The organism is Variovorax sp. V93 (assembly GCF_041154485.1).
GTDB lineage: Bacteria > Pseudomonadota > Gammaproteobacteria > Burkholderiales > Burkholderiaceae_C > Variovorax > Variovorax beijingensis_A.
In genome coordinates this window covers 1,671,410-1,696,680 of record NZ_AP028669.1, presented here as the reverse complement: position 1 = coordinate 1,696,680, position 25,271 = coordinate 1,671,410, and the positions used below count along the sequence as shown (strand labels likewise).

At 67.5% G+C, this 25,271-nt stretch carries 31 protein-coding genes and 1 tRNA gene; 2 read left to right on the top strand and 30 right to left on the bottom strand.

Features of this window, described 5'->3' with window-relative positions; translation table 11 throughout:
- Positions 1–32 precede the first annotated feature (32 nt).
- From ACAM54_RS07990 to ACAM54_RS07930, 13 genes are all read right to left on the bottom strand, one after another.
- Complete coding sequence (locus tag ACAM54_RS07990) at positions 33–1,184, bottom strand: CpaE family protein (RefSeq protein ID WP_369650373.1); 1,152 nt, start codon at positions 1,182–1,184, stop codon at positions 33–35.
- A 19-nt stretch (positions 1,185–1,203) separates the two neighbouring features.
- Complete coding sequence (locus ACAM54_RS07985) at positions 1,204–1,632, bottom strand: TadE/TadG family type IV pilus assembly protein (protein ID WP_369650372.1); 429 nt, start codon at positions 1,630–1,632, stop codon at positions 1,204–1,206.
- Positions 1,629–2,093, bottom strand: a complete 465-nt coding sequence (locus ACAM54_RS07980; protein ID WP_369650371.1) for a TadE/TadG family type IV pilus assembly protein — start codon at positions 2,091–2,093, stop codon at positions 1,629–1,631. The genes ACAM54_RS07985 and ACAM54_RS07980 overlap by 4 nt, the downstream gene beginning before the upstream one ends.
- 5 nt (positions 2,094–2,098) lie before the next feature.
- Positions 2,099–3,361: a pilus assembly protein TadG-related protein gene (locus tag ACAM54_RS07975; protein WP_369650370.1), complete on the bottom strand. Its 1,263-nt coding sequence runs from the start codon at positions 3,359–3,361 to the stop codon at positions 2,099–2,101.
- Between the two features lie 46 nt (positions 3,362–3,407).
- Positions 3,408–3,584 carry a Flp family type IVb pilin gene (locus ACAM54_RS07970; protein WP_145741633.1) on the bottom strand — a complete coding sequence of 59 codons (177 nt, stop codon included), beginning with the start codon at positions 3,582–3,584 and terminating at the stop codon, positions 3,408–3,410.
- A 90-nt stretch (positions 3,585–3,674) separates the two neighbouring features.
- On the bottom strand, positions 3,675–3,854 hold the full coding sequence (locus ACAM54_RS07965) for a Flp family type IVb pilin (RefSeq protein ID WP_145741632.1): 180 nt from the start codon (positions 3,852–3,854) through the stop codon (positions 3,675–3,677).
- A gap of 78 nt (positions 3,855–3,932) precedes the next feature.
- The gene (locus tag ACAM54_RS07960) at positions 3,933–4,142 is read right to left on the bottom strand and encodes a Flp family type IVb pilin (RefSeq protein ID WP_145741630.1); all 210 of its coding nucleotides are present in this window, start codon (positions 4,140–4,142) and stop codon (positions 3,933–3,935) included.
- A gap of 129 nt (positions 4,143–4,271) precedes the next feature.
- On the bottom strand, positions 4,272–4,553 hold the full coding sequence (locus tag ACAM54_RS07955; RefSeq protein WP_369650369.1) for a hypothetical protein: 282 nt from the start codon (positions 4,551–4,553) through the stop codon (positions 4,272–4,274).
- Between the two features lie 20 nt (positions 4,554–4,573).
- Entirely contained in the window at positions 4,574–6,085 is a 1,512-nt protein-coding gene (locus ACAM54_RS07950; RefSeq protein ID WP_369650368.1) for a type II and III secretion system protein family protein, read from the bottom strand.
- A 24-nt stretch (positions 6,086–6,109) separates the two neighbouring features.
- A complete protein-coding gene (gene cpaB, locus ACAM54_RS07945) occupies positions 6,110–6,952 on the bottom strand; it encodes a Flp pilus assembly protein CpaB (protein WP_145741624.1) in 843 nt (280 codons plus the stop codon).
- Positions 6,953–6,991: 39 nt separating this feature from the next.
- Entirely contained in the window at positions 6,992–7,576 is a 585-nt protein-coding gene (locus ACAM54_RS07940; RefSeq protein WP_369650367.1) for a prepilin peptidase, read from the bottom strand.
- Positions 7,577–7,589: 13 nt separating this feature from the next.
- Complete coding sequence (locus ACAM54_RS07935) at positions 7,590–7,736, bottom strand: hypothetical protein (RefSeq protein WP_164547758.1); 147 nt, start codon at positions 7,734–7,736, stop codon at positions 7,590–7,592.
- Positions 7,737–7,993: 257 nt separating this feature from the next.
- The gene (locus tag ACAM54_RS07930) at positions 7,994–8,701 is read right to left on the bottom strand and encodes an SDR family NAD(P)-dependent oxidoreductase (protein WP_192324975.1); all 708 of its coding nucleotides are present in this window, start codon (positions 8,699–8,701) and stop codon (positions 7,994–7,996) included.
- A gap of 136 nt (positions 8,702–8,837) precedes the next feature.
- Between ACAM54_RS07930 and ACAM54_RS07925 the strand changes: the two genes are divergently transcribed.
- Positions 8,838–8,913: transfer RNA gene (locus ACAM54_RS07925), tRNA-Lys, on the top strand.
- 54 nt (positions 8,914–8,967) lie between these two features.
- On the opposite strand, the gene ACAM54_RS07920 is transcribed toward ACAM54_RS07925, so the two are convergent.
- Complete coding sequence (locus tag ACAM54_RS07920) at positions 8,968–9,375, bottom strand: hypothetical protein (RefSeq protein WP_369650366.1); 408 nt, start codon at positions 9,373–9,375, stop codon at positions 8,968–8,970.
- Positions 9,376–9,417: 42 nt separating this feature from the next.
- Positions 9,418–9,624: a short-chain dehydrogenase gene (locus ACAM54_RS07915; protein WP_145741618.1), complete on the bottom strand. Its 207-nt coding sequence runs from the start codon at positions 9,622–9,624 to the stop codon at positions 9,418–9,420.
- Between the two features lie 495 nt (positions 9,625–10,119).
- On the opposite strand from ACAM54_RS07915, the gene ACAM54_RS07910 reads away from it, so the two are divergent.
- Positions 10,120–10,512 (top strand): hypothetical protein, encoded by a 393-nt coding sequence (locus ACAM54_RS07910; protein ID WP_369650365.1) that lies wholly within the window; start codon positions 10,120–10,122, stop codon positions 10,510–10,512.
- A gap of 6 nt (positions 10,513–10,518) precedes the next feature.
- On the opposite strand, the gene ACAM54_RS07905 is transcribed toward ACAM54_RS07910, so the two are convergent.
- From ACAM54_RS07905 to ACAM54_RS07835, 15 genes are read right to left on the bottom strand one after another with little or no spacing between them, the layout of a single operon-like run.
- Positions 10,519–10,977, bottom strand: a complete 459-nt coding sequence (locus ACAM54_RS07905; RefSeq protein ID WP_369650364.1) for an acyl-CoA thioesterase — start codon at positions 10,975–10,977, stop codon at positions 10,519–10,521.
- A complete protein-coding gene (locus ACAM54_RS07900) occupies positions 10,977–11,504 on the bottom strand; it encodes a MarR family winged helix-turn-helix transcriptional regulator (protein WP_145741612.1) in 528 nt (175 codons plus the stop codon). Before ACAM54_RS07900 ends, ACAM54_RS07905 begins: the two co-directional genes overlap by 1 nt.
- Positions 11,504–12,280 carry an SDR family NAD(P)-dependent oxidoreductase gene (locus ACAM54_RS07895; RefSeq protein WP_369650363.1) on the bottom strand — a complete coding sequence of 259 codons (777 nt, stop codon included), beginning with the start codon at positions 12,278–12,280 and terminating at the stop codon, positions 11,504–11,506. Before ACAM54_RS07895 ends, ACAM54_RS07900 begins: the two co-directional genes overlap by 1 nt.
- Before the next feature lie 52 nt (positions 12,281–12,332).
- Complete coding sequence (locus ACAM54_RS07890; protein ID WP_369650362.1) at positions 12,333–13,094, bottom strand: SDR family NAD(P)-dependent oxidoreductase; 762 nt, start codon at positions 13,092–13,094, stop codon at positions 12,333–12,335.
- Positions 13,091–14,695: an ATP-dependent acyl-CoA ligase gene (locus ACAM54_RS07885; RefSeq protein ID WP_369650361.1), complete on the bottom strand. Its 1,605-nt coding sequence runs from the start codon at positions 14,693–14,695 to the stop codon at positions 13,091–13,093. The genes ACAM54_RS07890 and ACAM54_RS07885 overlap by 4 nt, the downstream gene beginning before the upstream one ends.
- Positions 14,685–15,416 (bottom strand): ABC transporter ATP-binding protein, encoded by a 732-nt coding sequence (locus tag ACAM54_RS07880; protein WP_209499712.1) that lies wholly within the window; start codon positions 15,414–15,416, stop codon positions 14,685–14,687. Before ACAM54_RS07880 ends, ACAM54_RS07885 begins: the two co-directional genes overlap by 11 nt.
- Positions 15,413–17,200: an ATP-binding cassette domain-containing protein gene (locus ACAM54_RS07875; protein ID WP_369650360.1), complete on the bottom strand. Its 1,788-nt coding sequence runs from the start codon at positions 17,198–17,200 to the stop codon at positions 15,413–15,415. The genes ACAM54_RS07880 and ACAM54_RS07875 overlap by 4 nt, the downstream gene beginning before the upstream one ends.
- Entirely contained in the window at positions 17,197–18,252 is a 1,056-nt protein-coding gene (locus ACAM54_RS07870) for a branched-chain amino acid ABC transporter permease (RefSeq protein ID WP_369650359.1), read from the bottom strand. The genes ACAM54_RS07875 and ACAM54_RS07870 overlap by 4 nt, the downstream gene beginning before the upstream one ends.
- Before the next feature lie 52 nt (positions 18,253–18,304).
- Positions 18,305–19,468 (bottom strand): ABC transporter substrate-binding protein, encoded by a 1,164-nt coding sequence (locus tag ACAM54_RS07865; RefSeq protein ID WP_369650358.1) that lies wholly within the window; start codon positions 19,466–19,468, stop codon positions 18,305–18,307.
- Positions 19,469–19,519: 51 nt separating this feature from the next.
- Positions 19,520–19,987 carry an aromatic-ring-hydroxylating dioxygenase subunit beta gene (locus ACAM54_RS07860; RefSeq protein ID WP_369650357.1) on the bottom strand — a complete coding sequence of 156 codons (468 nt, stop codon included), beginning with the start codon at positions 19,985–19,987 and terminating at the stop codon, positions 19,520–19,522.
- On the bottom strand, positions 19,984–21,309 hold the full coding sequence (locus tag ACAM54_RS07855) for an aromatic ring-hydroxylating dioxygenase subunit alpha (RefSeq protein ID WP_369650356.1): 1,326 nt from the start codon (positions 21,307–21,309) through the stop codon (positions 19,984–19,986). The genes ACAM54_RS07860 and ACAM54_RS07855 overlap by 4 nt, the downstream gene beginning before the upstream one ends.
- An 18-nt stretch (positions 21,310–21,327) precedes the next feature.
- A complete protein-coding gene (locus tag ACAM54_RS07850; protein WP_369650355.1) occupies positions 21,328–22,473 on the bottom strand; it encodes an ABC transporter substrate-binding protein in 1,146 nt (381 codons plus the stop codon).
- A gap of 25 nt (positions 22,474–22,498) precedes the next feature.
- Positions 22,499–23,665 carry an ABC transporter substrate-binding protein gene (locus tag ACAM54_RS07845; RefSeq protein ID WP_369650354.1) on the bottom strand — a complete coding sequence of 389 codons (1,167 nt, stop codon included), beginning with the start codon at positions 23,663–23,665 and terminating at the stop codon, positions 22,499–22,501.
- A 53-nt stretch (positions 23,666–23,718) separates the two neighbouring features.
- Positions 23,719–24,450, bottom strand: a complete 732-nt coding sequence (locus tag ACAM54_RS07840; RefSeq protein ID WP_369650353.1) for an SDR family NAD(P)-dependent oxidoreductase — start codon at positions 24,448–24,450, stop codon at positions 23,719–23,721.
- Positions 24,447–25,259 (bottom strand): cyclase family protein, encoded by an 813-nt coding sequence (locus tag ACAM54_RS07835; RefSeq protein WP_209534811.1) that lies wholly within the window; start codon positions 25,257–25,259, stop codon positions 24,447–24,449. The genes ACAM54_RS07840 and ACAM54_RS07835 overlap by 4 nt, the downstream gene beginning before the upstream one ends.
- Positions 25,260–25,271 lie beyond the last annotated feature (12 nt).

Genomic DNA, 25,271 nt, shown 5'->3' with positions numbered 1-25,271 from the left:
AGAAGAAGATTCGTAAGAGTGCAACGCGGGCATCAGGCGCGGCGGAAGAGCCGGCCAATGAAGCCCGGTGCTTCCTTCGGGCGTGGACTGAGCGTGTGGGAGATCTCCTCGAGCCGCTTGCAGAGCGCGCTGCCCCGCGACATCTCCGCCAGGGGCACGCCGCGGTTGATCGAGGCGTCCACATCCTTGCCGCCGTCGGGCACGCTGACCAGCGTGGCCCCGCCCAGCGAGCGGCGCATGTCGGACAACCCGATCTCCCCGCCGCCGGCGCTGCGGTTGACCAGCAGTTCGACCTTGCCGGCCGGATAGCCCAGCGACTTGAACATCTGCATGAGGCGCGTCACGTTGCGGATGTGCGGCAGGCTCGGCTGGAGCACCGGGAAAATGCGGTCCGCGCGGTCCAGCACGCGGATGGTGAGCGGATCGATGCGCAGGCCCAGGTCGAACAGCACGAAGTCGTACTGGGCCGCAGCCACTTGCAGGATCGCATCGACGTGCTCGGCCTTGACCTCCAAGGCGCGCGTGAGATCCTCCGGCGCGGCAAGAATGCTGAATCCCGGCGCCACCTTCACCACGCTGGCAGCGAGCAGCGAGGCATCGAGCCGGCCGATGTCGCGGGCCACGTCGGCCACCGTGGAGGTGGGCCGCAGGTCGCTCACATAGGAAAGGGCATCGCCGAACTGCAGGTTCAGGTCGATCAGCAGCACCGAGCGCCGCATGGAGAGCTGATGCCCGATGTTGGTCGCGAGAAAGGTGGCGCCGCTGCCGCCTTTGCAGGGCATGAACGCGACCACCTGCCCCGGCTCGCGCGCCTGCGTGCCGGCCATCTTGAGCGCGATGCGCTCCACGGCCGCTTCGAGCGCCGCCGGCTCGGGCGGCGAAGGCAACACTTCGCGCACGCCCGAACGCATGGCAAGAATCAGGAACTCGGGCGTCTGCATTGCGCACATCAGCACCACGGCGATTGCGGGATGGCGCATCGTGAGCTGCTCCACCATCGCCAGTTCCTGGGTATCGCAGCACATGCCGTCCACCAGCAGCAGTTCGGGCGCCGACCGTTCGACGACCCATTGCATGCGGCTCTTGCCTCCTTCGAACAGCGAGACCGCGTGGGAGCGGGCCTCCAGCACCTTGCGCATGTCCTGCAGGTGGGCTGGATTGGGGGAGATGATGGAGATCTTCATGGCGGGTTCCGTTTCGTCTCTACGAGCAGATGGTTGGGCTGTGGGGGTCCTTCCGCATGACTTCGCGCGGCAGGAAGGTGGAAAAACTCGGCATCGGGATCAGCGGCGCCGTTGCCCCGACGATGGGCGAGATCCATTGGTAGTTGAGCCCGGTGATGCCGACCGTGACGCCCTCGCAGGTGGCAGCCGTGCAGCCCGACGGCGTCCAGGCCACGCTCACTGCGGTGATCTGCGGCAGCAATGCCTGCATGCGCGCGAGCACCAGCGCCTGCTGTCCCGTGTCGTCGCATACCACCGCGTAACGCGCGCCGGCGCGCGTGGCCTCGCTGGCCATGCTCCACGTGAACAGCATGCGCGCGAAGTCCAGGATGCCCAGCAGCAGCATGAGGAAGATGAGCAGGCCCAGAGCAAATTCCACGGTGGTGGCACCGGCCATTCGGCGTTTCATGATGGAGCCCTCATGGTGGCGGTGACGTCGCTGAAGACGATGTTGCCGTTCGCATCGGCAAACACGACGCCCATCACCGACGGAAAGAGCGAATGGAAGGTGTAGCTGCTGATGCGCACCGTCACGGTCGTGATGAGCGGGTTCGCCCCCGCCGTCTGCCAGGTGCAGCAGCTGCCCACGGGTACGTTCGCGAGGCTCAGGCCACGCGCGAGCGGCGTGCCCGTGCCGGTGGTGTTGCCGTACACCATGAGGTTGCGCGCCTCGGCGATGTGCGTGCCCGGCGTCTGGACCGACAGGTAGCGAACCGCATCGCGCGTCGACTTGACGACCAGGTTGTATTCGTACATGGCGCGGCCGAACTCGGTCGTGATGAATGTGAGCAGGAGCAGGAGCGGCGTGATGAGCGCCAGCTCGATCAGTGCCGCGCCGCGCTGCTGCCTGTGGTTGAATGTCTTTTTCATTTGCATCACCTCACCAGGACCGGAACCAGTGGGCCTGCCGCGCCGCCAGCGAGCCCGCTCGTGGTGCACGGGCTAAGGGGATCGCCCGCATTGCCGCGGAATTCCAGCCACGTGTCGGTCATCGGAATGCTCAGCGGCTGCAGCATCAGCAGGCAGGCGTAGTCGATCACATGCCCGGCGCCGTCGATGATCGGCGCCGTGACGATGCGACGATCGAGCCCATATTGCTTGTGGCCGCCTGCGACGTTCCCGGGCGCTGCCAGCTTCTGAAAGCTGTTGAGCGAAAGCCCGGTGATCGACTCGCAGCTGTTCGCGCCGTTCACTTTCGTGCCGGTGTCGGCGCAGGACGCATAAGCCGCCCGCTTGATCAGGAAGTTCTGGGCGCTACCGCCACCGGGGCTGCCGTCGTAGGCATTGAACTGCGCGGGCCAGTTGAGCGCGGTGTAGGCATAGCCGGTGTAGTCGGGCCGCTGGGTGCTCGGATCGCCGGTGTTCTTGTAGATGCCGAAGCGCTGGTTCCAGACGTCGACAATGGAGGTCTGCACGCCGGGCGTGCCGAGCGTGTCGCCCACCTTCGTTCCGCAGTGATTGTTCATTTCGGATTCGGTCTCCGAGGCACTGTTGCTGCCGTCGAGATTGGCCCAGCCGATTTCGCCGCCCGCAGCCCCACTCTGCGCCTGGATCAGCTTCACCCATTCGCCGACGACGAAACCGTAGTTGGGCGCCACGCCACCCGGCTTGGGTTTCATGCCGACCGGAATGGGGCACGTCGTTTGCGCGCTGGCGCGGGTTGCCACTGCGCTGGCCGCAACGCTGCCCGTCGCAGGATAGTCGGCCGCATTTCCGGAGAAGGCACCCATGGCTTTCATGAGCCAGATGACGATGTTGGGCTGGGTGTGCACGCACTGTGCATAGGTGGCCACGAGGGGATCGGTCGTGGGGGCATAGGCAGCGTCGCGAAAAGTGATGTCGGCAAAGACCAGCTGGCCCTGCCCGCTCCAGGTGGCCGACTGCATGTTGACGCTGTTCGCGTTGCCAGCCGTTTGACCAGCGCTGCGAGCTCGATCTATCGCCGTGCCCTGCTTGTCGAGTTCGCGCGCTGCACCCAGTGCGCAACTGTCCACGGCGGTCTGCAGCTCTGTCCTGACAACGAACAGGTGGCCGAAGTCCAGCGCGATGCCCATGAATCCGAGGAGGAACAACAGCACCAGCGCGGCGGTGATGATCATCGCGCCGCGCTGACGGCGGCCGGGAGTGTGGACTTGCATGATCGGCTTCCTGTGCAGTGGTGGCGGTTCGAAAAAGCCCTGCGCTTCAGCCGCAGTCCACGCCGTCGAGGCAGGTGCGGACCAGATCGACGAGATCGCTGAGGCCGGTGTCCGTTACCAGTGGCCGCAGCGTGATGATCAGCAGGATCGAGACCACGGCAATGACCAGCGCGTACTCCACCACCTGAGCAGCGCTTTCATCCCGCAGGAATGAACTGAACATGATGAGTACCTCGCTTTTGTGCTGGGTGGCGTTTGGACGGCGGAGGGCGGGGAATGGACAAGCCGTCCCCGCGCCGAGTCCTCGAGCTGCTTACGGGCAGGCCCCTCCCGTGAGGCACCTGCCCACAGTAGCGATGAAGGTCGAGAAGCTGCCACCGTTATCGGTGAGCGCCCTCAGCGCAACAACCAGCGCGATCGAGACGACGGCGATGATCAGCGCGTACTCGATGACTTGAGCGCCGCTCTCGTCCTGCAGAAATGACTTGAACATGGTGACTACCTCGTTTCTGTGTTGAAAAGGACAGCGGGGGAAGCGGACAACGCCCTGCCCGCCCCGCCCTCGAGCTGCTTACGGGCAAGCCCCTCCCGTGAGGCACCTGGTCACGGTTGCGATGAAGGTCGAGAAGCCGCCACCGTTGGCAGTAAGCGCCTTCAGCGCAACGACCAGTGCGATCGAGACGACAGCGATGATCAGCGCGTACTCGATGACCTGGGCGCCATCGTCGTCGCGGAGGAAACCGCGGGTGAATTGGCCAATGGCCTGGAAAAAGTTGTTCATGAGTCTTTCCTTTCAAGGTTCAAATAAACGAATGGATTTCGTGGTTCATCAAACAGGTTGGAGAAATCGGGTTGTTGCAGATCGTGGTGTTCTCCTTTCCGAACAGGGGGTTGGGAATGCAGGCCGCGGTCACTTGGTGCCACCACCAATCGCTCCGCCGATGTTGATGACGTTCACCGCAGGCGGCGGCGTCTTATAGGACTCGTGGTACTGCAGCATCGACTCGCGCGCCGCGCGGCCGTCCATGCCGACAACCGGGTTCCCGTCCTTGCCGGCATCGGGGTTGATCGTCATCTTCCTTTTCGCGTCGCGCACCGCATCGCCAAAGCGCGCGTCGTAGTTGGGCGTGACGTGGGAGCAGCCGGTGGCCAGCAGCAGCGTCAGCGCGAGAGTGGTCGACTTGATGAACATGGTGGTGCTCCTCGCGGGTGTCATTGGGGTTGGCCGGCCGGTGCAACCGGTGCCGGGGTGGCGCTTTCGAGGCTGCCGTTCAGGTACACCTCCGCGCGGCTGGGAACGACGTGGTTGTCGGTCGGAACACGCGGGGCCTCGGCCAGCGGACGAACCAGGCGCGGCGTGATCACGAACATCAGCTCGGTCTGGTCGTTCTGGAACTCGGTGCTGCGGAACAGCGCCCCCATCACCGGCACTTCGCCCAATCCGGGGTAGCGCTTGATGGATTCCGTGACGTTGCTCTTGATGAGCCCCGCGATGACGAAGCTCTGGCCGTCGTTGAGCTGCACGGTGGTGTCTGCGCGGCGCACCGTGAGCGAGGGCAGCACGGCGGTCACACCAGTCACGGTGGTAAAGGGCGAGCCGGTCTGCGACAGGTCCGACACCTCCGAGACCATCTTGAGGTTGACGCGTCCGCCGTTGAGCACGGTCGGGGTGAACTTGACCCCGATGCCGAACTCCTTCTCTTCCAGCGTGATGTTCGTTCCCCCGCCGCCGGCGGCGCTCTGTGCGACCGGGATGAAGATCTTTCCGCCCGACAGGAAGCTTGCCTGCTGGCCGCTGATGGCCATGATGTTGGGCTCCGCGAGGATGCGCACCAGGCCGTCGTCCTTCTGGCCGTCGATGCCGATCGAGGTGCGGCCGATCCTTATCGCCTCGAGCAGGCCGCCGCCTCCGCTCAGGAAGCTGGAGATCAGCGAGTAGCTGTCGCGGCCCCCGTTGCCCGAGCGGCTCAGGCCGACGCGCGCACCGAGCCGGTCCAGCAGCGTCTTGCTGACCTCTGCGATCTTCACTTCGAGCATCACCTGCTGCGGCGCCGTCACGCGCAGCAGGTTCACCACCTTCTTGCCGTCGGCGCCGTAGGCCATGGCCAGGCTCATCACGTCGTCGAGCTTGAGCGCATCGCTGATCTCGCCGGTGAGCACGATCGATTTTTCGGCGCTGCGCACGCGGATGTGGTTTTCCTCCGGCATCAACTCGGCGAGCTTGGACTGCAGCGCGCCCGGATCGATGGTGACGATCACGTCCTTGATGTAGCAGGTGCCGTCGACGCTTTGCAGTACGACGTTCATCGAGCCCGCCTGGCGGCCGCGGAAGAACAGGTCGGTCGGGCTCAGCAGCGTGACGTCGACGTCGGCGATGCCGTCGCCCGCGTTCGCCGCCGTGGCGGGGGCCGGTGCCGGCTGCCCCGCGGCTGCGGGTGCGGCGGCCGGCGCGCGGCTCGGCGGCTGGCCGCTGACCACGATGCGCGCAACGCGTGCCTTCAGCGGAATGACCACCGACTTGCCCAGCACGGCGTAGGTCGGCTGGTCGTCCGGAATGATCGCGGTGCAGCGCCGGGTGGCGGGCGCAGCCGGTGCTGCAGCCGGGGTTGCAGCCACAGCAGCAGCCGCCGCCGGCACCGCGTCCGCGGCCATCGCGGGTGCCGCCAGCGCCATGAGTGCCGCCAACAGCCAGGCGGGTGAAGAAGAAGAAGAGAGATGTTGCACTTGTGGTTCCTCCTGCGGGGGTGATCAGAAGCAGTTGAGCGTGCGGGCTGCGTGCTGGATCACTTCCACGCACTCCGATTGCCGCTGCGCCATGGGGGCGGTGCGCGGCACGCGCGCGGGGGCCGGCCGCGCTGCCACGGTGGTGGAGATCGGCAGGATTTCCTTCTCGCCGAACAACTGGCCCTTGGTGATGCCTGCGGTGGCGACCGTGGTCTTGTCCATCTGGTTGCGCAGCACCAGCGAGAGGGTTCCCACGCTGCGTGCCAGATCAAGCTTTTCGGAGTCCTCGAGCGAAAGCTCCAGCGTCACGGCGCTCACGACCTTCGGCTTGGTGTCGTCACGGTTGGCTTCCTGCGCCACCGCCAGCACCAGCACTTTCTCGAGCACGGTCTTGCTGATCTGGCGGTTCTCCTCGCCACGGTTCTTGTCCTGCTGCGCGTTGACCATCACGTCGACGTAGTTGCCCGGCAGCGCGAAGCCCGCCACGCCGACCACGTCGTTGACCCGCACGGTCATGGCGCGCTTGCCGCTGGCAATGACCGCCGAGAGCCCGCCCTGGGTGCCGACGGGCGCGAGCTTGCCTTCCAGGATGGCCTCGCCGCGCAGCACGCCGACCTTGACCACGCGGTCCTCCAGCGACTTGGCGTCCTTGAACGAACCGGGCGGCAGCGAGCCGCTCGGCCAGTCGACCAGCGACAGCATCTGGGGGTTGACCCGGCTGCCGAGCTCGATGTCGACGGCGGCCACCACCACCTTGTTGGATGCGATGCCGCCCTGTCGGGAGACCCAGCCCGCTGCGTAGACCGCGGCCGCCAGGCCGGTCAGGAGGGCCAGCAGAAGCAGCCCGAGCGCCTTGATGTTTTTCATGCGAATCTCCGCCGTGGATGAAATGAAGAACGGGACGGGCTAGACGAAGCCCAACTGATGCGCCAGGACCTGTGCGATCGTCCCCACGCAAATGCAGATGCCGTAAGGCAGCTTTCCAATGGATTGCCGCGTGTCGATCGTTCCGCTCGGCCGTATGCCCGCAATGCCCGAGACGACGATGCCCTGCGCAGCACCCTTGACGTTGGCCAGCATGTGGCCCAGGCGGCGGCGGTGGATGGCCACCGCCACGGCTGCAAAGCCGCCGACGATGCAGGTGAACAGAATGGCCTGCAGCGTCTGGTAGGGGCCGATGAAGGCGCCGACCATCGCCATCAGCTTGACGTCGCCCGCTCCCATGATCCCCAGCACATAGAACGGCAGCATGATCGCGAGGCCGGTGCCCAGGCCGCCCAGGGCGTTCTGCACCCCGGTCATCGGCGTGCGCGCCGCGAAGGTGCCGTAGATGATCGCGAACACCATGCCGCCGAAGGTCAGCCAGTTGGGAATGCGGTAGAAGCGCACGTCGCTCACCGCGGCCATCACCAGCAGCACGAAGAGCCCGCCCATGCGGAAGTCCGAGGCCAGCATGGCCAGCAGATCGAGGACAGCGTTGAATTCCTGCATGCTGCGGCCCCCTTCAAGCGCTGCGCCGTACGGCAAGCAGCAGGAGCAGGCACACAACCACCACCAGCGAACCGATGAGCGCGGCTTCCATGAACGACATGCCCGCGTCCTCGCGCAGCAGGGTCATGAAGCTTCTTGGCAGCAGGTTGAGCGTTTCCATGCGTGTTCCCCAGTGATGGTTGTCGACTGGCACCGCTTCATTCCCCTTGCCGGGCCGAAGCGTCTTGCCGTGGAGTCACTGTAGAAATCGCGCCGCCTGCGCACATGAGCAGTGCGCCCCTTTTCCAGGGAGACAAGTGCCCCGCCCCCTTGGCCCGCAACCATGACAAACCGCCTGCCTGGAAGCGGCGCGCGACGGAACGAAAAAAAGGGCCCTGGCGTTGCCGCCAGGGCCCTTGCTGTCGCTCTTGCCTCAGCTCAGGTGTCGAGCGTCAGGTGCTGGCCATGCAGCGCCGCGGCCGCGGGCGACGCAAGAAAGCCGATGGTCTGCGCCGCGACGGCGGTCGACACCCAGTCGGCGGGATTGGTGTCCGGCATGGCCTGCCGATTGGCCGGCGTGTCGAGCACGCTGGGCGCCACGCTGTTGACGGCCACGCCATGCGGGGCGGCCTCGGCGGCCATGGCCTCGACCAGGCGCTGCAGCGCGCTCTTCGACGCGATGTAGGCCGCCATGGCCGGCAGGCCGCGCGCCGCCACCTTGGCGGTCACCGCCACGATGCGGCCGGCGCCGTGTTCGATCATCGAAGGCAGCACCGCCTGCGTCACTGCCACGAAGGACCAGGCGTTGAGGTTCATCATCCGGTCCCAGCTTGCCCGCGTGAGCGCATGCGTGGCCTCGCCCATCTCGAAGCCGCCGGCAATATGGACCAGCGCGTCGATGCGGCCGAAGGCCTTGAGCGCCTGGCCCGCAAGCTCCGACATGTCGGCCGCCGAGGTCACGTCGCCCGCCAGCAGCAGGTGCTGCGAATTGTCCAGGCCCGGAAAGACCTCGGCCAGGCGGTCCGCCCGATGGTCGACCAGCGCCAGGCGCGCGCCCTGCTCGAGAAAATGCTGGACTACCGCGCGGCCCAGCGCACCCGCGGCCCCGGTGATCACAACATGGGACATGGTGGTCGTGTCTGTCATGGAATATCTCCTGCTGGAGGGCCGCGGCCCGTCGATGATGATGAATGCTAACCCCGCCGCACACAAAATCGTTGAGCCCCGGAATTTTTACGCTATACTTGCGGTCTTGCCAAAAAACGCAAAACGTTTTGTGCAAGGGCTCTTAGCTCAGTTGGTAGAGCAGCGGACTCTTAATCCGTAGGTCGAGTGTTCGAGTCACTCAGGGCCCACCAACCAACATCGCGGAAACGCTGAAAAGCCTGCTACTTCATCGGTAGCAGGCTTTTTTATTGGCTGTCCAGCCAGGCCTCCACAAACCGCGACAGCACTTCCCGCTTTTCCCTGAACTCTGCAAGCAGGTATTGGCGCGCATGCTCCTGTGCCAGTTCGTTCGACAAGAACCAGGCCTCGCGCGCCGGGTCTCCATGCGGGGGCGGCGCGCCCCATGCTGCGGCGCCGTTGCCTAGAAAAGCTTCCGTCACGGGCAGCCGCCCATCGGTGCGGCCCAGTTCCGACAGCGGATTGCGCGGGCCGCCGAGTTCGACGCGGGCGTGCACGATGTCCTCGTCCACCGCGATGGACGCGCCCAGGCCGCCTTGCTGCTGCACCTGCCAGAGCTGCGCGGCACCGGCATGGCGCACCCAGCTTTCCAATGCCCGCGCAAGGCTTTCGATGATGGCTTGCTTGTTGTCCATGCGGCACTCACCCCTTCATGTTCATGTCGACGCCTTGCAGCACTACCACTCGCCGACCTCGCGCACGCGCTGGTCGAGGTCGGGATATTCAAGGCTGCGGTCCGTCGGCGCAAGCGAAGGCGCCGGTGCGCCCCGCCCGGCCGCCATGCCGATGCCCAGGCGCTGCGCAAGCGCCCACGCCATGCGGCGGCGCGGCTGCGCCGGACGGACTGCGATCATGCGGATGGGGGTGTTGCTGCGCTTGCGCATGGGGGCTCCTTGGGTTGATGGCGCGGGTTTTTTCTCCATTTCGGTTGTGTCCTCGCGCGACGGGCAGCACCCTGGGGTGCTGCCCCGTACGACGTCGCCGCACAGGAACGGTCCACTTTCCTGCACATCCCGCCAGGCCGTCCACGCGGCTGGAAACTGGCGGTGTGGCGAAGGCACACCCGAAATGGCAAAACAAAAAGGCCCGGAACCTTGCGGTGTCCGGGCCTCTGGTGAAGAGAGCTTGGGAAGTGCGCTTTAAGCGCAACCTCCGCCCGGGGGCATCTGACCTTTGAACGCTGCAACGCGCACGAGCGATCGGCCCGAAGCGGGTCGAATGCTGGTGAGGTTCAGTGCGGCGGAGGTCACGATGATTCCTGGTGAAGTTGTTTCTTTGTGCGGCCGGAACCGCGAATGAGCCGAACTGTAAATAGTGTTTACGGCAGCGTCAACAACCGGGACAATCTTTCGTTGTCTCGTTGTTGTTGTTTTCAAACAGTGCCCAATATCACCGTCGCGCGCCGCCGCAATGTTCTTGCGCTGCACCGCCGCTTTCTCGAAGGGGCCATTGCCGCCGGCCTGCCTGCCAAGGGACTGGACCAGGCCTTTGCCAGGAAGATCGAAATCTCGCCCAGCATGTGGAGCCAGATCAAGAGCTCCCGCCCCATCGGCGACAACCTGGCACGGCAGATCGAGCAGCATTGCGAGGTGGAGGCGGGCTGGCTCGACAAGGAAGACCGCCCCTCCGAAGTGCCCGATGCGGCCGAAGAGCGCTTCATCGCGGTCGCGCGCGAGGCCTGGCGGCAGGCCAACGCCAAGGGAAAAAGGGAACTCAGCGGCTGGCTCAGGCAGCGCGCGGCGCGCGCGCCCGGCGACGAGCCGCCGCCCTGATGCGCTTCAGGCGAGCGAGGGCGCGCCGCGCAGGATGGCCGTGCGCAGGTCTTGCGGAATTTCCACGGCGCGATGGCTCTCGAGCGATGTGGTCACGAGCACCTGCCTGAGCTGCATGCGCAGCTCGCCGCTGGCGGGGTCGAAGCAGCGCAGCGCGAGCGCCATGGAGCGCGAGCCCAGCCGCTCCACCGCCAGGCCCAGCATGACTTGATCGCCCATCCGGCTCACGGCGCGGAAGTCGGCCTCGAGCCGCACCGTGGGCAGGCCGATGCGCCGCTCGCTGATGAGCGCGTGGTAGTCGACGCCGAGCCCTTCGCTCACCCAGTCTTCCACCAGGCCGTTGAGCATGACGAAGTACTGCGGATAGAAGACGATGCCCGCCGGGTCGCAATCGGAAAAGCGGATCATCCGCGCGCGCTGGAACTCGGCCTGGGGCGCCTCGGTTCCGCTTGTGCTCATCGCCATCAGCCCTCCTCGCCCGCAGGCTCGCTGCGCATCACGTGCACGCGCAGCTGGCCGAGCTGGGCATGCATCTGCCTGACGGTCTTCATGTCGAGGCCCGAGAACATCTCGAGGATCCATTGCTCGTGTTCCTTGGCCATGGTCTCGAAGCTCGCGCGGCCCTTGGGCGTGAGGCTCACGATCCACGAGCGGCGGTCGTCGGGGCTGTGGGCGCGCGCCACCAGGCCATCGCGCTCCAGCTCGTCGGTCAGGCCCGTGACGTTGCCGCCGGTCACCATCAGGTAGCGCGACAGCACGCGCATCTTGAGGCCGTCTTCATAGCGGTAGAGCTGGGCCATGTAGTCGAAGCGCGCCAGCGAGATGCCGAAGCGCTCGCGCAGCCGGCGCCGGATCTCGGCCTCGATCTGCGTGGTGCTGGCGAGCATGCGCAGCCACAGCCTGAGCATGGCGTGGTCTTCACGGCCGGCGCGGGCCTCGTGGCCGAGCTCTTCGGCATCGCTGAGCGCGGCGTGCGAGGCATCGTTGCGCATCACATCACCTCTCCGCCCGACACCGAAACCGACTGCCCGGTGACGGATGCGGCGCCGCTGCCGCAGAGCCAGCGCACCGCGTCGGCCACCTCGGCGGGCTGCACGATGCGGCGCTGCGGATTGACGCTGGAGAACTCGGCCAGCGCATCGGCCTCGCTGCGCCCGGTCTTGCCCACCACGTTGGCAACGCTCGCGCGCAGGATGTCGGTGTCGGTGTAGCCGGGGCACACCGCGTTCACCGTGACACCCTTGCGCGCCACTTCGAGCGCAAGCGAGCGCGTGAGCCCGATCACCCCGTGCTTGGCCGCCGCGTAAGCCGCGACGTAGGCATAGCCCTTCTGGCCCGCGGTGCTGGCGATGTTGACGATGCGGCCCCAGCCGGCTTCGAGCATGTCGGGCAGCGCGGCCTGAGTGCACAGGAAGGTGCCGGTGAGGTTCACCGACAGCATGCGCTGCCAGAGTTCGGCCGAGGTCTTGAGAAAAGGCGCGCTCTCGGCCGCGCCCGCGTTGTTGACGAGGATGGCGAGCGGCCCGCGCTCGGCACGCGCCAGCGCGAAGGCCGATTGCACCGCCTGCGCGTCGGCCACGTCGGCCGCGGCCACGCCGTGGCCCCGGCCCGCGAGCGACGCGGCCACACGCTGGAGCGCATCAAGGTCGCGCCCGAGCAGCGTGAGCGTTGCGCCCTCGGCAGCCAGGGTGCGGGCGATCTCGGCCCCGATGCCGCGTGCGGCGCCGGTGACGAGGGCGTGGCGGCCGTTCAATGAATTTGCGTGCATACCTGAATTGTTTAGTTCTGAACTATTTTAGCGTGTGCGGCGCATCGCCTGTTCAGCGCATGAAGCGGCCGCCATTGAGGTCCAGCGTGGCGCCCGTCATGAAGGCCGCCGCGGGCGACGCGAGGTAGACCACGGCGGCCGCCACCTCTTCGGGCCGGCCGAAGCGGGCCAGCGGAATCTGCGCCTTGAGCGCCTGCTGCCGAGCCGGGTCCAGTGCATCGAGCGCGGGGCTGCGAACCGCTGCCGGCGCCAGTGCATTCACCGTGACGCCATGCGGTGCGAGTTCCTGCGCAAAGCTGCGCGTCAAGGCCAGCAGCGCCGCCTTGCTGGCTGCATAGTGCACGCCGGTTGCGGCGCTGGGCTGCTGGCCCGCCAACGACGCCAGGTTGACGATGCGGCCGGCTCCGCGCTCGCGCATGTGCCGCCCGGCAATGCGGCAGCCGAAGAAGCTGCCGCGCAGGTTGACGGCCAGCACGTCGTCCCACTCTTCGGGCGTGATGTCCCAGGGCGAAGTGAACGGCGTGCGCGCGGCGTTGTTGACCAGCACGTCGACGGCGCCGAAATGGGCCACTGCCGCTTCGAAGCAGCGGGAGAACGCCGCCTCGCTGCGCACGTCGAGCTCCATCGCGATGCAGTCGGCGCCCGCGGCGCGCAAGCCCGCGGCTGCGGATTCAGCGCCGTGGGCATCGATGTCCGCCAGCACCACGCGCGCACCCGCTTCGGCCAATCCGCGCGCAATGGCGGCACCCAGGCCCTGCCCCGCGCCGGTCACGAACGCGGCCCGGCCGGCAAGCGGTGGCGGCGCGGAACTCATGCCGTCTTTGCCGGGGGACGCACGCCGGGCCGCCCGTCCCAGGTCTGTTCGCTGACGCCGCGCTCGCGCAGCTTGAACTTCTGCACCTTGCCGTTCTCGGTGCGCGGCAAGTCCGGCAGCACGTCGATGTAGCGCGGCACGGCGAAATACGGCAGGCGGCTCTCGCAGAAGCGCGCCAGGTCGGCCAGGTCGATGCGCTGGCCCTCGCGCGGCACCAGCGCGGCCATCACCTCGTCCTCGGCCAGTTCGGATTGCACCGGGTACACGGCGCAGGAGGCCACGCCAGGGTGGCTCAGCAGCACCTGCTCGACCTCGAAGGACGAGATGTTCTCGCCGCGCCTGCGGATGGCGTCCTTGATGCGGTCGACAAAACGAAAGGCACCATCGGCATCCCGCACCACGCGGTCGCCGGTATGGAACCAGAGGTTGCGCCAGGCCTCGACCGTCTTCTCGGGCATGTTGAAGTAGCCGCTCGCAAAGGCATGAGGCTCGTCCGCGCGCAACAGCAGTTCGCCGGCCTCGCCTGCCGGCAGTTCCGCATCGCCTTCATCGGCCACGCGCGCCTGGAAGCCGGGGCGCAGCCAGCCCATGACGCCGCCGCGCGGCGAATCGGGCGCGGTGGCGATCGCGAAGTTGGTCTCGGTCGATCCATAGCCCTCGAGCAGCGGCACGCCGGTTCGCGCCCTGAAGGCCTGCCCGGCCGCCGACGGCACGCCCGGCCCGAGCCCGATGCGCACGCGGTGATCGCGCTCGCCTTCGCCCTCGGGCTGGGCCAGCAGGATGGGCACCATCGCGCCCAGCAGGTAGACCACGGTCGCCCCGTTGGCGCGCATCGACGGCCAGAAGCCCGAGGCGGAAAAGCGCGACTCGAACACCACCTCGGCCCCGGTCAGCGCGGCCTGCGCGAAGGTGTTGAGCGCATTGATGTGGAACAGCGGCAGCGTGGTGCACAGCACGTCGTCGCGGCCGACGCCGAGCACCTCGGCGCTGTTCACGCCCCACCAGAAATACTGCGCATGCGGGCAGACCACACCCTTGGCCGGACCGGTGGTGCCGGAGGTGTAGAGGATGGCGAGCGGGTCGCCGGGCTGCACCGCGGCCGGCGCAAGGGGTGGCCCGCCTTCGGGATAGCTCGAGACGCGAACGCCTGCAGACAGTGCCCATGAAGCGGCCGTCTCGCCGACGACCCAGACCTCGCGCAGCGCCGTGCGTCCCAGATCGGCCGTCTTCAGCCGCTCGAGAAAACCCGCCTCGATCACCAGCAGCTTCGCCTCGCTGTTGGCGAGGAAGTATTCGATCTGCGGCCCCATCGACGCAGTGTTGACCGGCACCACCGACGCGCCGAGCCAGCCCGCGCCGAGAAAGGTTTCGAGAAACTCGATGCGGTTGCCGCACATCACGGCGATGCGGTCGCCGCGCGCCACGCCGGCCTCTGCCAGCGCGCCGGCACGCAGCGCAGCCGCTGCGGCCGCCTCGCCATGCGTCCACTGCCGCCCCGCGATCCGCAGCAGCGGACGCCCGGCGAAGCGTTCCGCCTGCCGCCGCAGCATCGCGGGCAGCGTGCGCTGGCCCGGCGGCAGCGCGCGCGCTTCACTCGTCATCGTGCGTGCCTCCGCCGAGGTAGGTGGCCTGCACCCGCGGATCGCTCGCGAGTTCGCCCGATGCGCCCGACAGCGCGATCTCGCCGGTTTCCAGCACGTAGCCATGGTCCGAGCTTTCGAGCGCGGCACGCGCGTTCTGCTCCACCAGCAGGATCGAGACGCCGTCCTCGCGCAGCTTGCGCACGATGGAAAGAATGTCGCGCACGATCAGCGGCGCGAGGCCGAGGCTGGGCTCGTCGAGCATCAGCAGGCGCGGTGCGGACATCAGGGCGCGGCCCACCGCAAGCATCTGCCGCTCGCCGCCTGAGAGCGTGTCGGCGCGCTGCGAACGGCGCTCGGCCAGGCGCGGGAAGCGGTCGTACACCGACTGCAGCCGCTTCTTCATCGCGTCGCCGCGCAGCCGCTTGGCATAGGCGCCGAGCTGCAGGTTGTCGAGCACGGTGAGCTCGCCGAACAGCTCGCGCTTTTCGGGCACCAGGCACAGGCCGCGCTCCACGCGCGCCTCCACGTCGAGGCCCTGCAGGTCTTCGCCCTCGAAGCGCAGCGTGCCCTTGCAAGGCAGCAGTCCCATGGCGGCCGCGAGCAGCGTGGTCTTGCCCGCGCCGTTGGGCCCGATCACCGAGATGATCTGGCCCGGCTGCAGGTCGAGCGACACGCCGCGCACCGCTTCCACTTGCCCGTAGGACACGTGCAGGTCGCCAATCTCCAGCATCGCCGTCATACGACACTCCCCAGGTAAGCCGCCTGCACGCGCTCGTCGGCGCGCACCGCCGACGGCACGCCCTCCACGAGCTTGGAGCCGAAGTTCATCACCACCAGACGGTCCACCAGTTTCATCACGAAGTCCATGTCGTGCTCGACGATGAGGATGGTCACGCCCTCCTCGCGCAGCTTGCGCAGCAGGTCGCCGAGCGCCATCTTTTCCTTGCGGCGCAGGCCCGCCGCGGGCTCGTCGAGCACCAGCAGCACCGGGTCGGCGGCCAGCGCACGTGCAATCTCCAGGATGCGCTGCGTGCCCAGCGGCAGGCTGCCCGCGAGTTCGTGCGCGCGGTCCCCCAGGCCGATGCGGTCGAGCTGGCGCTGCGCCTCCTGCAGGATCTGCATCTCTTCCCTGCGGTCGAGCCGCAGGCCGGCCTTCAGGATGCCCGAGCGGGTGCGCGAATGCGCGCCCAGCGCCACGTTGTCGAGCAGGCTCATGTGCGGCCTGAGCTTCACGTGCTGGAAGGTTCGCGCCAGCCCCAGCCGCGCCACCTGCCGCTGCGGCATGCCGGCGATATCGCGGTCGAGAAAGCGCACCTGGCCCGAGGTCATCGGCAGCGTGCAGGTCAGCAGGTTGAACATGGTCGACTTGCCCGCGCCATTGGGCCCGATGAGCCCGACGATCTCGCCCGCATTCACCTCGAAGCTCACGTCGTTGACCGCCACCAGCCCGCCGAAGCGCTTGACCGCGCCGTTCACCGACAGCACCTGCGTGCCGCGCGCGGGCAGCTGCCGGTGCGGCAGCGGATCGACCGCGGGCGCTTCGTGGCGCGAGGCAGCTTGCGTGCCGGCGCGGCGGCGCGTCCAGCGCCGCAGCAGACCCATGAGGCCGCCGCGCGCAAAGTGCAGCAGCAGGATGAAGAGCGTCGCGAAGGCCACGGCCTCCAGCTGCCCGGCGCGCTGCGTGAGCATCGGCAGCACGTCCTGCAGGCCGTTCTTCAGCACCAGCACCAGCGCGGCACCCACCAGCGCGCCCGCCAGCTGGCCGAGCCCGCCGGCCACCGCCATCAGCAGGTATTCGATGCTCGCGCGCACATCGAAAGGCGAAGGGCTCACGAAGCGGTTCATGTGCGCGTAGAGCCAGCCCGCCAGCCCTGCGAAGAGGGCTGCCGTGACGAACAGCGTGAGCCGCACGCGGTAGGCGTCGGCGCCCACGCTCGCGAGCAGCGTGGCACCGCCGCGCAGGCCGCGAATCGCGCGCCCCGGCCGCGACCGCAGCAGGTTGTGGCTGAACAGGCAGGCCAGCCCGACCACCACCCAGATCAGGTAGTACATCGAACGCGGATCGGCCAGCGACCAGCCCGCGATCTGCAGCGCCGGAATGTTCGACAGGCCCGTGTGGCGTCCGAGCGCATCGACGTTGCCGAACAGCATCGCGATCGACAGGCCCCAGGCGATGGTGCTGAGCGGCAGGAAGTGCCCGCCCAGCCGCAGCGTGAGCATGCCGATGGCCAGTGCCGAGAGTCCCGTGAGCAGCAGCGCGAACAAGAGGCCGATCCATGGCGACATGCCTTGCGTGGTGGTGAGCCAGGCCGTGGCATAGGCCGCGATGCCCACGAAGGCCGCCTGCCCGAACGAGGTCGCGCCGCCCACGCCGGTGAGCAGCACCAGCCCGAGCGCCACCAGCGCACCGATGCCGATGTCGTTGAGCAGCGAGACCGTGAAGCTGCCCGCCACAGCCGGCACCAGGGCCAGCACGGCGACCACCGCGGCGATCCCCACCATGCGCTTGCGGTTGCCGTTCATTGCTCCACCTCTTCTTCTTCCTCTTCGGAGTGCGCGGCCATGAACGACCGCAGCATGAGCACCGGTATCAGCAGGCTGAACACGATCACGTCCTTCAGCGCCCCGCTCCAGAACGAGGCGAAGCTTTCCACCACGCCGACCGCGAGCGCGCCCACGGCCGTCATCGGGTAGCTCACGAGCCCGCCGATGATCGCGGCCACGAAGGCCTTCAGGCCGATGATGAAGCCCGAGTCGTAGTACATGGTGGTCACCGGCGCGATCAGCACGCCGATGAGCCCGGCCAGCAGCGAAGCGCAGCCATAGGCCAGCAGCGCGGTGCGCACCGGCCGGATGCCGACCAGCCGCGCACCCACCCGGTTGACGGCCGTGGCGCGCAGCGCCTTGCCGGCCACCGTGCGCTCGAACACCAGGAAGAACAATCCGCTCAGCACGATGGCCGCACCCACCATCAGCACCACCTGGCCGCTGACCGTGAAGCCGTCGCCCAGCGTGAACACGGCGCTCGTGAGCGGCGTGGTGCGCGAGCCTTCAGGCCCGAAGAACAGAAGGCCGAGACCCGAGAGCAGGAAGTGCAGCGCCAGCGAGACGATCAGCAGCACCAGCACCGAGGCATCCGCGATCGGCTGGAACACCACCCGTGCGAGCAGCGGCGCAATGGGCACCACCAGCAGCACGGCCACGGCAATGTGCACCGCCACCGGCACGCCGGGCCGCGCGGCCAGCCACGCCAACAGGCACGGGATGGCAGGCAGCACGCCCCACATCAGCACCGCCTTGGGAATGCGCTGGGCCTCCCTGCGCCGCAGCAGGCTGCCGATCTCCGTGGCCAGCGCGAGCGCCGCGAGCACGGCGACCATGCCGATGGTCGGCGGCACGCGGCCGGTCTCGAAGGCCGCGAGCGACAGCGCCGCGAAGGCCGCGATATCGCCGAACGGCACGAACACCACCCGCGTGACGGAAAAGATCAATACCAGCCCGAGTCCGGCCAGCAGATAGACGGCACCGTTGGCCAGGCCATCGGTGACGAGGATCAGCGCCACGTCCCATGTCATGGAAAAGCCCTTGGCAATATCGTTGTCGTTGTTGTTGCTTGCATGGGGTGGTTCAAGGTGCGAGCTTCCACTGGCCGTTGTCGAGCTTGACGATCACGCGGGCGCGTTCGTCCACACCGTAGAGGCTGCCGGGCTTGAAGGTGTAGACGCCGTGCGTGCCCACCACTTCCCTGGTGCTGAAGATGGCGTCGCGCAGCGCGACGCGGAATTCGGCGGTACCCGGCTCCGCCTTCTTCATGGCGCGCGAGGCGGCATCGGCGAACACCAGCCAGCCGTCGAAGGAATAGGCCGAGAACGCGTCGCTGGTGGGCGCGTTGTTGACCTTCTGGAACACGGCGCGGAAATCGGTCGCGATCTTCTTGGTCGGATGGCTGTCGGGCAACTGCTCGGCCACGATCACCGGGCCGGTGGGCATCAGTGCGTTCTGCCCCGCGGCACCGACCACGCGCACGAAGTCGGGGTTGATCAGCCCGTGCTGGCCGTACACGCCGCCCTTGTAGCCGCGCTCCTGCAGTGCAAGGAAGGGCAGCGCGCCCGGCGTGCCGGCACCGCCGGTCATCACGGCATCGGGCCTGAGCGCGACGATCTTCAGCACCTGACCGGTCACCGAAGCGTCAGCGCGCGCATAGCGCTCGTTGCTCACCACCTTGATGCCGGCTTCAGGCGCAGCTTTCATCAGTGCGTTGTAGACCAGGTCGCCCCAGGCATCGGTGAAGCCGATGTAGCCCACGGTCTTGACGTTGTTGCGCTTCATGCGCTCGACCACCGCATCGATCATCAGCTGCGTGGGCTGCGCCACCGTCACGACCCAGGGGTTCTCGGCCGGGTCGAGCAGGATGGGTGTGAGCCCGATCATCGGCACCTTGGCTTCCTTGCCGACCTGGGCCATGGCAATGGCGGCAGGCACGCCCGAGGTGCCCATCAGCACATCGACCTTGTCCTCCTCGATCAGCTTGCGGGCATTGCGCCCGGCCGTGGTCGGGTCCGAGCCGTCGTCCAGCACGATGAGCTGCACCTTGCGGCCGTTGACTTCCGGCTTGTAGGCCAGCGCGGCCTGCATGCCCTTGGCATAGGGCACGCCCAGCGAGGAATTGGGCCCCGACAGCGACACGCTCAGGCCGACCTTGAGGTCGGCCGCGAATGCGCTCGCAACACCACAGGCGGTCAGCGCCGCGGCGAGGGCACCGCGCGTCAAGGTCTGCATCAGGCTCTTCATGTCGTAGCTCCGGTGAGGATGGATGGGTGGATGGAAATGGACGGGGAAAACTCAGATGAACAACTGGATCGCCGGCAATGGGCGCGCGGCGTTGAGCAGGTCGATGCGCTTCTCGCGGATGGCCCAGCCCTCGGACGTGCGCACGAGGCGGTGGCGGGCGGTGCCGGTCAGCAGGATCTGCGATTCGCCGCGCGCTTCGATATAGAGGAACGGCGTGCGCAGGCGCACTGCATCGCTCGTCTCTTCCTCGATGCGCGAAGGCTGCAGCACATGCTGGCTGTGGCTCGCGGGATGCTGCGAATGGGCGCGCGGGTTCTTCAGGCGATCCACGCGCAGCTGCAGCAGCAGCCGATCTTCGTAGGCCAGCGAGTTGTGCGAGAACGGATCGGCCTGGGCGGCGCCCAGCAGCGGAATCCAGTAATGGCCGTCTTCGGTGAAGAGCGCCAGCCAGTCGTCGAAGCGCCGCTCGTCGAGCAGTGCGGCCTCATGGGCAACGAAATCGCGCGGGTCGCCATTCATGCCGCGGCCTCCATGCCCGCCACCATCGACCTTGCCCAGGCGCGGAACTGGTTGCGCATGAGCAGCTCATTCGTGCCGTTGGTGGTGAGGGTCGGCTGCGCAAGCTCCGCCGGGTCGTAGTTGCGGTGCAGGCTCACCCATTCGTTGCCGCCGGCGCGCAGGCCCTGCTGGATGCTCTCGAACAGGTGCACGTCGTCGTGCGCGACCACCGACATCGGCGAGAACACGAGCCGGTTGTAGCTCATGGCCCGTTCGAAGAGCAGATCCGGCGCACCCGCTGCGCGGAAGCTCCAGGCCTCGACGAGCGTGCGGTCGGCGGCCAGCGGGCGGATCACGCGGATGGCCTGCGGCGAGCCCTTGACCGACAGGCTCGGATAGAAGACCGAGTTCTGCGGCGAGCGCTGCAGGATCTCGGCCGCGCGCTCCTCGCCATGCGCGGCGCGCATCGCAGTCTCGTACTCGGGCAGCTGCGCATAGTTGGAATGGATGCTGAAGTTCACGCCCAGCACGCTGTGGCCATTGGCGAACACCCGCCCGCCCATCCTGTCGAAGAATTCGTAGCCCGAGCCGAAGGGCAGGATCTGCTCCATCGCCATCGGCTTGGGGTCGGTTGGGGCATGGCCTTCCCACAGCGCCTCCGCCGCCTTGGTGGCCGACTCGTGCGTCGACATCGGATGCACCGTGTCGTTGATGTTCTCGAGGTACATCTTCCAGTTGCAGTGGACGATGTTGCGCAGCACGCCGCCGCCGACCGTGAGCCGGCCCTCGGGCGAGCGGTCGACCATGTTGTCGATGGCGCCGAGCACCTCGCCGAAGTAGTCCTCGAACGAGGGGCCGGTGTCCGCGAGCCGCACGAACACAAAGTCGCGGTAGACCTTCACGTGTTTCACCACCGAAAGCCCACGACCCGACTCGCAGGCCTTGAGCTGCGTGCCTTCGTAGCCGTTCTTCAGCGGCACACCGAGCGGTGCGCCGTCGAGCTTGTAGGTCCAGGCGTGGTAAGGGCAGCGGAAGAAGCGGCCGGTGTTGCCGCATTCGTCGGTCACCAGCTGCGTGCCCTTGTGGGCGCAGCGGTTGTACATGACGTGCACCGCGCCGTCGGGCTGGCGCACCATGAGCAGCGGCCGGCCCGCAATGTCCTGCGCCACGAAGTCTCCCGGCTCCGGCACCTGGCTCGCGTGGCCGAGATAGACCCAGGTGTTCGCGAACAGGCGTTCCTGCTCGAGCGCGAAGATCTCCTCGCTCAGGTACAGGTCGCGGTGCACGCGGTCATCCTGCACGAGCGCGGCGATGCGGTCTGGATGATGGCGGTAGCTGGTCATCGGCGGGCGCTCAGCTTCTCAGGGAACGAGCTTCCACTGGCCCTTGTTCATCTGCACGATCACCACGCCGCGCTGGTCGGAACCGTAGCGGTCGTCGGGCTTGAAGGTGTAGATGCCGTGCGTGCCCACCAATTCCTTGGTGCTGGCGATGGCGTCGCGCAGCGCGCTGCGGTACTGCGGCGTGCCGGGCTCGCCCTTGGTGCGCGAGGCCGCATCGGCCAGCAGCAGGTAGGCGTCGTAGGTGTAGGACGAGAAGGCATCGGTCGGCACCGCGCCGTTCACCTTCTGGTAGGCGTTGCGAAAGCCCATCGACACCTTCTTGATCGGGTTGCTGTCGGGCAGCTGGTCGGCCACCAGCACGGGGCCGCTGGGCACCTGCAGGCCTTCGATGGCGGCACCACCCACGCGCACGAAGTCGGCGTTGATGAGGCCGTGCGTGCCGTAGATCTTTCCCTTGTAGCCGCGCTCGGCGAGCGCGAGGTAGGGCAGCGCGCCGGGCGTGCCCGAGTTGCCGGCAAACACGGCATCGGGCCGCTGCGCGACGATCTTGAGCACCTGCCCGGCCACCGAGGAATCGCTGCGCGCATAGCGCTCGTTCGCGACCACCTTGATGCCGGCCTTGTCGGCGCTCTTCACGAGCGAGTCGTAGGCCAGGTCGCCCAGCGCATCGGAAAAGCCGATGAAGGCCACGGTCTTCACGCCGGACTTCTGCATGCGTTCGACCACGCCTGCGACCATGAGCTGGAACGGCTGCGACACGGTCACGGTCCATGCGCCTTCGGGGCCGGGGATGGTGACGGGCGTGGGCGAGATCAGCGGGGTGTTGAGTTCGCGCGCCACCGATGCGATGGCCATCGCGCCCGGCACGCCCGAGGTGCCGATCAGCACGTCGACCTTGTCTTCCACCACCAGCTTGCGCGCGTTGCGCCCGGCGGTGGTGGGGTCGGAGGCATCGTCGAGCACGATCAGCTGGACCTTGCGGCCGCCGATTTCCGGGTGTTCGGCAATGGCGGCGCGAATGCCCTTCTCGTACGGCACGCCCAAGGCAGCGACCGGGCCCGAGAGCGAGCTGATGAAGCCGATCTTGAGGTCGGCCGCCATGGCTTGTGCGGCCGCCAGTGCCACGGCGGTGAGGCCGAGGATCCGGGCCAGGTTCTTTTTCATTGAGGTTGCTCCAGCGTATGTTGTTTCAGGGAACCAGCTTCCACTGGCCTTTTTCCAGCTTCACGACAACGCGCGACCGTTCGTCCGATCCATAGCGGTCCGTCGGCTTGAAGTTGTAGACCGAGTGCGTGCCCACCAGCTCCTTGGTACTCACGATGGCGTCGCGCAGCGCAAGGCGGAACTGCGGCGTGCCGGGCTCGGCCTTGGTGGCGAGCGCGCGCTGGGCCGCGTCGAGGTACAGCAGCCAGGCATCGAAGGTGTAGGCCGAGAAGGCATCGGTCGGCGGCGCGCCGTTGGCCTTCTGGTAGGCCGCGCGGAAATCCATCGACACCTTGCGGATCGGGTTCTCGCTCGGCAACTGCTCGGCCACGATCACCGGGCCGGTGGGCGCGAGCAGCCCTTCGACCGAGGCACCGCCCACGCGCACGAAGTCCGGGTTGATCAGCGCATGCATGCCGTAGATCTGGCCCTTGTAGCCGCGCTCCGCAAGCGCCAGGTAGGGCAGCGCACCGGGCGTGCCCGAGGTGCCGGTGATCACCGCATCGGGCCGCAGGGCCACGATCTTGAGTACCTGGCCGGTCACCGATGAATCGGCGCGCGCATAGCGCTCGTTCGAGACGATCTTGATGCCTGCAGGCTCCGCGCTCTTTTGCAGCGCGCCGTACACCAGGTCGCCCCAGGCGTCGGAAAAGCCGATGTAGCCGACCGTCTTCACGCCCGACTTCTTCATGCGTTCGACCACCGCGCTCACCATCAGCGGCGCAGGCTGCGGCAGCGTGACCATCCATGCGCCCTCTTCGCCCGGCAGGTTGGCGTTGGCGATGGAGATCAGCGGCGTCTTCGTTTCGCGCGCCACGCCGGCAATGGCCAGCGCGCCGGGCGAACCGGCCGTGCCGATGATCACGTCGACCTTGTCCTCGTCGATCATCTTGCGTGCGTTGCGCGCGGCCGTGGACGGATCGGAGGCGTCGTCGAGCTGCACCAGCTGGATCTTGCGACCGCCGATGTCGGCTTGGTAGGCGATCGCGGCCTTCATGCCCTTCTCGTAGGGAATGCCGAGCGACGACACCGGTCCCGACAGCGACGTGATGAAGCCGACCTTGAGATCGGCCGCCCACGCGCCCGCGGCGCTCAGGGCGCCGAAGGCCGCGGCAATGCCCGCGACGGCACGGAATCGGTTCAGGACTTTCATGGCGATGCTCCAGAGGTGATGTTTTTGAACGGAACGGATGAACGCGGAAAAAACTAGAGGGCGAGGCTGCCGACGCTGGTGCCGCCGCAGACGTAGAGCACCTGCCCGGTGATGAAGCTGCTGTCGGGGTCGGCAAAGAAACGCACGGCGCGTGCCACGTCGGCCGCTTCGCCGAGCCGCTTGACAGGCACGGAGGCGGCGAGCGCGCGTTCCTTCTCGCTGCCGGCCTCGACCACGTCGTAGAACATGTCAGTGCGGATCGGACCCGGTGCCACCACGTTCACGGTGATGCCGTCCGCGGCCAGCTCGAGCGCCCAGGTGCGCGCCATGCCCAGCATGCCGGCCTTGGTGGCCGAATAGCTGGTGCGCGTGGCCAGGCCGAGCGCGGCGCGCGACGACAGCAGCACCACGCGGCCGAAGCGCTGTGCGCGCATCGCGGGCAATGCGCCCTGCACCAGCTGGATGGCACAGCCCAGGTGCAGGTCGACCAGCGCATCGAGATCGCCGAGCTTCACTTCGGGCAGCAACGCCGCGCGGATCACGCCAGCGTTGTGCACGATGGTGGTCGGCGAAAAGCGCTCGACCAGTTCGCGCACCGCCTCGCCCGTGGCGGCACGGTCGCTCAGGTCGACCTCGATGCTGTGCAGTCTCGGATGGTCGATCCCGGCCTTGCGGCGCGCGAGCGACACCACCTCGTAGCCCTGCGCGAGCAGGTCTTCGCAGATTGCCTTGCCGATGCCGGCGCTGCCGCCGGTGACGGCCGCGACCTTGGGCGCCGTGCTCATGTTGAAGCTCCCACCAGCGCGAGCACCCGCAGCGGACTGCCGCTGCCCTTCTCGATCTTGAGCGGCGGGCAGATCAGCACCGCGCCCGAGGGTGGCAGCAGGTCGAGGTTGCTCAGGCATTGCAGCCCGTAGCGCCCCGCGCCGTGCATGTAGTAGTGGCACGGGTATGGCGGCCGCAGGTGATAGCCCTGCCCCGCATCGGTGCCGATGGCCTCGGAGCCGAAGCCCAGCACGTCACGCTGCTCGACCAGGAAGCGCACGGCCTCGGTGCTCGGGCCGGGCGTGTGCTGTCCGGTCTCGTCGAAGTTCTGGTAGGCCTCGGGGTCGCTGCGCTTGGACCAGTCGGTGCGCATCAGCACCCATGCGCCCTTCGGGATGCGGCCGTGTGCCGCTTCGTAGCGCTCGATGTCGGCCACGCTCAGCAGGTAGTCGTCGTTCGCCTGCACGTCGGCCGAGCAGTCGATCACGCAGGCCGGCGCCACGAAGTGCTGCACGGGAATGGTGTCGACCGAGTTGTTCGGCAGGTCGCGGCCCGAGATCCAGTGGATGGGCGCGTCGAAGTGCGTTCCGGTGTGCTCGCCGCAGGAAAAATTGTTCCAGTACCAGCCCGGGCCGCGCTCGTCGTACTTCGACACTTCCTCGATGCGGAAGGGCCAGCACTGGCCCATCTCGGGCGGCAGCGCGATCTGCGGGAACTCGGGCGTGAGCGTCTGCGTGAGGTCGATCACGCGGATGCGGCCGCTGGCCATCGCGGTCACGAGGCCGCCGAGGATTTCTGCGGCGGACATCAGTTCGGTTGTCGTGGTCATTCGTTTGGCTCC